The 5,849-nt window shown below is 69.8% G+C and carries 5 protein-coding genes and 1 other RNA gene; all 6 read right to left on the bottom strand.

Going from position 1 to position 5,849, the window contains the following annotated elements:
- Positions 1 to 817, bottom strand: an 817-nt coding sequence (gene rsmH / locus VED21_RS36840) for a 16S rRNA (cytosine(1402)-N(4))-methyltransferase RsmH (protein ID WP_324891142.1), incomplete at its 3' end; no start/stop codon positions are given.
- Positions 814 to 1,311 carry an MraZ family transcriptional regulator gene (locus VED21_RS36835; RefSeq protein WP_324891140.1) on the bottom strand — a complete coding sequence of 166 codons (498 nt, stop codon included), beginning with the start codon at positions 1,309 to 1,311 and terminating at the stop codon, positions 814 to 816. The genes VED21_RS36835 and rsmH, both read right to left, overlap by 4 nt.
- 514 nt (positions 1,312 to 1,825) lie before the next feature.
- An RNA gene (rnpB, locus tag VED21_RS36830) (RNase P RNA component class A) lies at positions 1,826 to 2,221 on the bottom strand.
- An 11-nt stretch (positions 2,222 to 2,232) separates the two neighbouring features.
- Entirely contained in the window at positions 2,233 to 2,859 is a 627-nt protein-coding gene (locus tag VED21_RS36825; RefSeq protein ID WP_324891139.1) for a Uma2 family endonuclease, read from the bottom strand.
- A gap of 239 nt (positions 2,860 to 3,098) precedes the next feature.
- Entirely contained in the window at positions 3,099 to 5,105 is a 2,007-nt protein-coding gene (locus tag VED21_RS36820) for a sensor histidine kinase (RefSeq protein ID WP_324891137.1), read from the bottom strand.
- Positions 5,106 to 5,255: 150 nt separating this feature from the next.
- Positions 5,256 to 5,849 (bottom strand): class III extradiol ring-cleavage dioxygenase (locus VED21_RS36815; RefSeq protein WP_324891135.1); only part of this gene is annotated, 594 nt, incomplete at its 5' end.

Here is a 5,849-nt window from a genome sequence, read left to right as displayed (position 1 = left end):
CCACCGGCGGCGCGTGCCGCGACGGGGCAGGGGGCGGCGACGACCGCTCCTTCAGGAACGCCTTGACCTCGCGGTCTTCAAGCGAATGGAAGGACACGACGGCGAGGCGCCCGCCGGGGGCCAGCAGCCGCTCCGCCGCGGCCAGGCCGCGCCGCAGCTCGCCCAGTTCGTCGTTCACGTGGATGCGCAGGCCCTGGAAGGTGCGGGTGGCCGGGTCGATGCCGTCGCCGCTCTTCGGCACGACGGACCGGACGATGTCGGCCAGCTGGGCGGTGCGGGTGATGGGGGCGTCCTTGCGGGCGGCGACGATGGCCTTGGCCACCCGGCGCGCCATCCGCTCCTCGCCGTAATGGAAGAAGATGTCGGCCAGCTCGGCTTCCGGGGCTTCGTTCACCACGTCGGCGGCGGTCGGCCCATGCCGTCCCATCCGCATGTCGAGCGGGCCGTCGAAACGGAACGAGAATCCGCGCTCCGGCTGGTCGATCTGCGGGGAGGAGACGCCGATGTCCAGCGCCACGCCGTCCACCGCGCGAACGCCCTGCCCGCTCAACAGCTCGTCCATGTCGCCGAAGCAGCCTTCCAGGACCTGGAGCCGGCCCGCGTATTCGGCGGCCATCTCGCGGCCGCGCTCGATCGCCTCGGGGTCGCGGTCGATGCCCCAGACGGTGCAGTCGGCCGCGTCCAGGATGGCGCGGCTGTAGCCGCCGCGCCCGAAGGTGCCGTCGACGTAGACGCCGCCGTCGCGCGGCGCCAGCGCCGCCACGACTTCCGCCAGCAGGACCGGGATGTGCGGGGTGGGGGAGGTGGTGGGGGTCATGCGCCCTCCCCGCTCCGCGCGGCGGCGCCGCGCGACGCCTTGGCGATGATCTGGCTGAGCGAGATGTCCTTGCGCACGACCTGGTCGCGCAGCGCCGCCTCGTGCGCGTTCAGCGCCTTCGGCTCCCAGATCTGGAAGGTCTTGCGGCGGCCGATGAACGAGGCTTCATCCGTGATGCCGGCGAAGTCGGCGAGGGACTGGGGGAGCACGATGCGCCCTTCGCCGTCGAGCTGGACGGGGATCAGCTTGCCGAAGATGAAGGTCTCGATCATCTCGCGCTCGTCGGCGTCGAGATCCGGGGATTCCAGGCTTTCGGAGAGGACGTCCAGGTAGTCCTGGTCTGCACCTTCCAGCGCCTGATGATTGAGCGACGGCCAGAGGTACACGGTGCCGGGCGCCGACGATTTGGCAAGCGACTGCCTGAACTGCGCCGGGATGGAGACGCGTCCCTTCCTGTCAACTTTGTTGACGTATGTGGACAGGAAAACGGCCATCCGTGCTGTCGAACCCCCCGCGCATCCTTCAAGGCTGCATGGTCTGCTGCCGCCCGATTGCCCCCGCCGAACCGCCCTGCCCTAACGCGGGCAAAATGGACGGGATCCCCTGTGTATTGGGTTCTCATGGGATATCATGGGACGGGGTGGGCGTCAACGGCTCCAGTAATAATAGGATAGGGCTGTCAAGAGTTTTCGCAGAACGCGCTACTCCCTTCCAAGCATGTGGCTTGGAGTGGTGAATACACACCACATTTAGCGGGGTCGAACGGCCTGTGGATAACTTTGCCGCGGAAGGTTCGGCGTATGTTCCTAAAATGTGCCCTTGATTCGGGTGTATTAACACTGAAGGAGGGCGACTCAGGACTGCGGCTGTGGACGAATCGAAGGCAGCCGCTGTGTGGTGCCGGCATGGGATAGCATGGGAAAGCGCGCCACGGGAAGGGGCCAAGCGGAGTCATCCGGTGGCCGCGCCGCGGACACCGGTGGATCGGTCTGTGGATAAGTTTGTGGAAACGCCAGACGGCCTGTAAGCCGGGTTCTGTCCCCGGGGCGAACCCCGGTGGATGGCCATTCATCTGGGACGCCCGTTGCCGGACGCCTCACGCAACCAACCCGGGCGACGGCGCGAAAACACGCCTGACCCACAGCGTCCCAAAGGACGCCGGGTCCGGCCGCCCCTATTCGGTCTTGCTCCCGGTGGGGTTTACCCTGCCACCCCCGTTGCCGGGGGCGCGGTGCGCTCTTACCGCACCCTTTCACCCTTACCAGCGCCGAAACGCTGGCGGTTTGCTTTCTGTGGCACTTTCCCTGTGGTCGCCCCCGCCGGCCGTTAACCGGCACCGTGTTTCCGTGGAGCCCGGACTTTCCTCCCCCGGCATAAGCCGAAGGCAGCCATCCGGCCGTCTGGCAGGCGACTATTTAGAGGGTCGGGAGCCCGGACGCAATGCCCGAGGGGCTTTCGGAGGCTCCGGTGGGGGACGATCCCAAATCCACGTTGGCGTAGAGCGCCTTCAGCGGCATCTCGAACGCGATGGAGGCCAAACGAAGGGCCGCGTCCGGTTCGGTCAGCAGCTCCAATTCCCACCGCGTCCCATCCAGCCGCCGGTGCACCTCGCCGTACAGCCGCTCGGCATCCAGCAGCACGATCTCCTGCACGCTGGCGATGGCGCGGTAGACCGGCAGCTTGACCTTGCGGTCGTGGTCCTCGGTCGAGCGCGACAGCACCTCGACGATCACCAGCGGGCTGGGGATGGCATACTGCCCGTGCACGTGCGGGCTGCACGTCACCGCGAGGTCCGCCTGGAAGTAGTTGCGGATGCTGTTCGGCTTCAGGATGCCGGCCTCGGGCTGCACCCGGCAGGGCGGGCGCTTGTCGAGCGCATTGCCGATGTGTCGTGTGGCGTTCCCGACGATAATCTGGTGGGCGCTGTATGTCGGCGCCATGGCGACCGGCACGCCGTCGATCAGCTCATAGCGCGTGTCGGTGCCGTCGTCCCAGACGAGGAACTCGTCGACGGACATCCGCTTCCAGGCCAACTCGGACATGGGCGCCTCACGGCAACGATCGGGACCGTACGAATATAGGGGAGAACCGGCGCTGAAGCGAGGCCGCCTCCATGGCAAGCCCGAACATCGGCAAGGTATGGAGACACGGATGCACACGGATGCCGGCTGCGCCGGACACGGATGAACACGGATCTTGATTATTCTCTATCCGTGTTCATCCGTGTTCATCCGTGTCTCAAAACCTGTCTTCACCGCAGCCACTTACCGACAGGTGAAACTCATGACGCCTGCGGCAGGGCGCCCACGTCGGCGATGGTGAGGAGCGCGCGGGGCGGGGCGTCGCCGGGCGTGGCTTCGGTCAGCAGCGGGCGGTCCTCGGCCGGCGGCTCGTAGACGGCGGGCAGCATCAGCGCGATGCGCGTGCCCTTGCCCGGTTCGCTCGTCACCTCGATGTCGCCGCCCAGCATGGCGACGTAGTGGCCGACCAGCGTCAGGCCCAGTCCGGCACCGGGCGTCTTGCCCTTGGCCGACCCGTCGGCCCCCTGCACGAAGGGGCGGAACAGGCGGCCGACCTGCCCGGCCGGGAAGCCGGGGCCGGTGTCCGCCACCACGAAGCGGACCCACGCGGCCCCGTCGCGGTCCTGCCGCTCGGCCGTCAGCGTCACGTCGCCGTCCGCGGTGAACTTGCAGGCATTGTCCAGCAGGTTGAGCAGCACCTGCCGCACCTTCACGAAATCCGAATGCATGCCGCCCAGGTTCGGCGCGCCGGTGACCGTCAGCACGTTGCCGTTCAGGTCGGCGGCGGGGTAGGTGCGCTCGCGCACCTCGGCAATCAGGCGGGCGACGTCGAAGTCCTGCAGGCAGACGTCCATGCCGCCGGCCTCGATCTTGGCGTAGTCCAGGATGGCGTCGACGAGGCCGACGAGCTGCTCGCCCGACCACTGAATCCGCTCGGCCTCGGTCGACAGGTCGCCGGCCCCCATGCGGTGCAGCTCGCCCATCAGCGACTGGCTGGCGTGCACGATGGCGTTCAGCGGCCCGTGCAGCTCGTGCCCCATGTTGACCAGGAAGTCGGACTTGGCCTGGTTCTCCGCCTCGGCGCGCGCCTTTTCCGTGCGCAGGCGCTCCTCCGCCTCGGCGGCCTCCCGCTTCAGGCGGGCGATCTCGTCGGCGTTGGCGCGCAGCGTCTCGACGGCGCGCGCCATGCGGGCGATCTCGTCGGTGCCGGTGACGGCGGGCAGGGCGACGCGGTCGCTGCGCCCCTCGGCCAGCGCCGCCACGGCGTCGGTGACGGCGCCCATCGGGCGGGCGACGCTGCGTGCCACCATCCAGGTGGTCAGCCCGCCCAGCACGACGACCAAGCCGCCCACCCACAGGGCGAGCTTCACCCAGAATGCCGTGCGGTCGGCCAACTGGCGGCGCAGCGTCTCGGCGGCGGAATCGTTGCGCTGGCGGATCTCGCCGGTGCGCAGGGCCACGGCGGCGGCGTTCGGCTCCAGCGCCTCGGCGCGCATGCGCTCCTCGTCGCCGGCCACCTCCTCGATGCGGTCGAGCACGCCGGCAAGGCTGCCCAGCAGGCTGTCCAGCTCGGTGATGAGCTGCCGCGTGCCCTGCACCCACAGGTAGCGGGTCAGCTCCGACAGGCGGGTGCGCGCGGTCTCCAGCTCGGCCCGCATGCGCTCGGCGTCCTTGGGATCGCGGCGCTCGACGTAGCGGGCGACGTGGTCGCGCATCATCATCACGCTGATCGCCGCGTCGGCGGCCAGCGAGGCGGAGTCGACGCCGCCCGAATCCTTCAGCTTGGCGAAGCGGACGCGCACCTGCTCGACCATCGGGTCGAGGACGGAGCCGATCAGCCGGGCGCGGTCGTTGCGCAGCGCCACGATGTCCCTGAAGCCGGTCCAGAAGCCGTCCAGCGCCAGCTTCGCCTCCTCCACCGCCTTGCGGTCGGCGTCGGCGGCGGCCACCCTGGACAGCGCGTCCAGCCGCTCGGCAACGGCGGCCTGCCGCCGCTCGGCCTCGGCCAGGCTGTCGGCGTCGCCGTAGACGAGGACGTCGCGGACGGAGGCTTCGAGGTCACGCAGGATGATGTCGGCGTCGGCCGCCGTCTGCGACACGTCGGCGGTGGCGGAGAAGCTGCCGACGTTGCGGCTGACGCCGGACAACGCGGCCAGCCCGGCCGCCGCCAGCACCAGGACGAGGGCGAGCGCGACTCCGAAGCCGACGGAAATCCGAGTCGCGACCTTCAGCTCGCCGAGCCGGGCCAGGGGACCGTACCGCTTCACGCCAACTCCCGTACGCGCGTCGTTCGTGCCGCAAGCTTTCCGGGTTATGTGCTGCCAAGCCGTTAAGGCCCCGCAATGGTCACAAGCTCCGGTGGCGGCGGCGCGGATTGTACAGTGCCGATCCCCCCGCGCAAACAGGCAAGTCGCGCGCTACGCCGCCGTCCGGGGGTGAAAAGCGTAGGCGTGCATGCCGATGCTGCCGTGTTCGAAGCCGGCGTGCAGCCGCTCCGTCCGGAACCCCTCGCCGGCGGCGCCAACCGCCACCGGCAGCGGCAGGAAGTGCTCGTCCGTCGGGTGGGCGAGGCGGGCCTCCGCGCTCGCCGTCTTCCAATCGGCGATGGCGTCCGCGTCGCCGACCTCAAGCGCTGCGTCGAGCCAGCCGGCGAAGCCGTGGGCCCAGGGGGCGGCCACGTCGGACCCTATGCGGAAGTCGCGCAGGTTGTGCACCGCGCCGCCGCTGGCCAGCACCAGCACGCCGTCCCGCGCCAGCGGCGCCAGCGCGCGGCCCAGCGCCAGATGGTCGACCGCGCCGCGCCGCGGCTGCACCGCGAACTGGGCCACGGGGATGTCCGCCTCCGGGTACATCAGCATCAGCGGGACCCACGCGCCGTGGTCCAGCCCCTGGCCGGGATCGACCGCGCAGCCCGGCACCAATTCCGCCACGCGCGCCGCAAGGTCCGGCGCGCCGGGGGCGGGGTAGCGCAGGCGGTAGAGCGCGTCGGGGAAGCCGTGGAAGTCGTGCAC

Source organism: Azospirillum sp., assembly GCF_035627195.1.
Lineage (GTDB): Bacteria > Pseudomonadota > Alphaproteobacteria > Azospirillales > Azospirillaceae > Azospirillum.
The sequence above is the reverse complement of the archived record's forward strand: the minus strand, read 5'-3'. Positions and strand labels throughout refer to the sequence as shown.

Excerpts from the sequence above, each read along its gene's own strand:
- VED21_RS36835 (WP_324891140.1), bottom strand. The coding sequence starts at position 1,311 with ATGGCCGTTTTCCTGTCCACATACGTCAACAAAGTTGACAGGAAGGGA.
- VED21_RS36825 (WP_324891139.1), bottom strand. The coding sequence starts at position 2,859 with ATGTCCGAGTTGGCCTGGAAGCGGATGTCCGTCGACGAGTTCCTCGTC.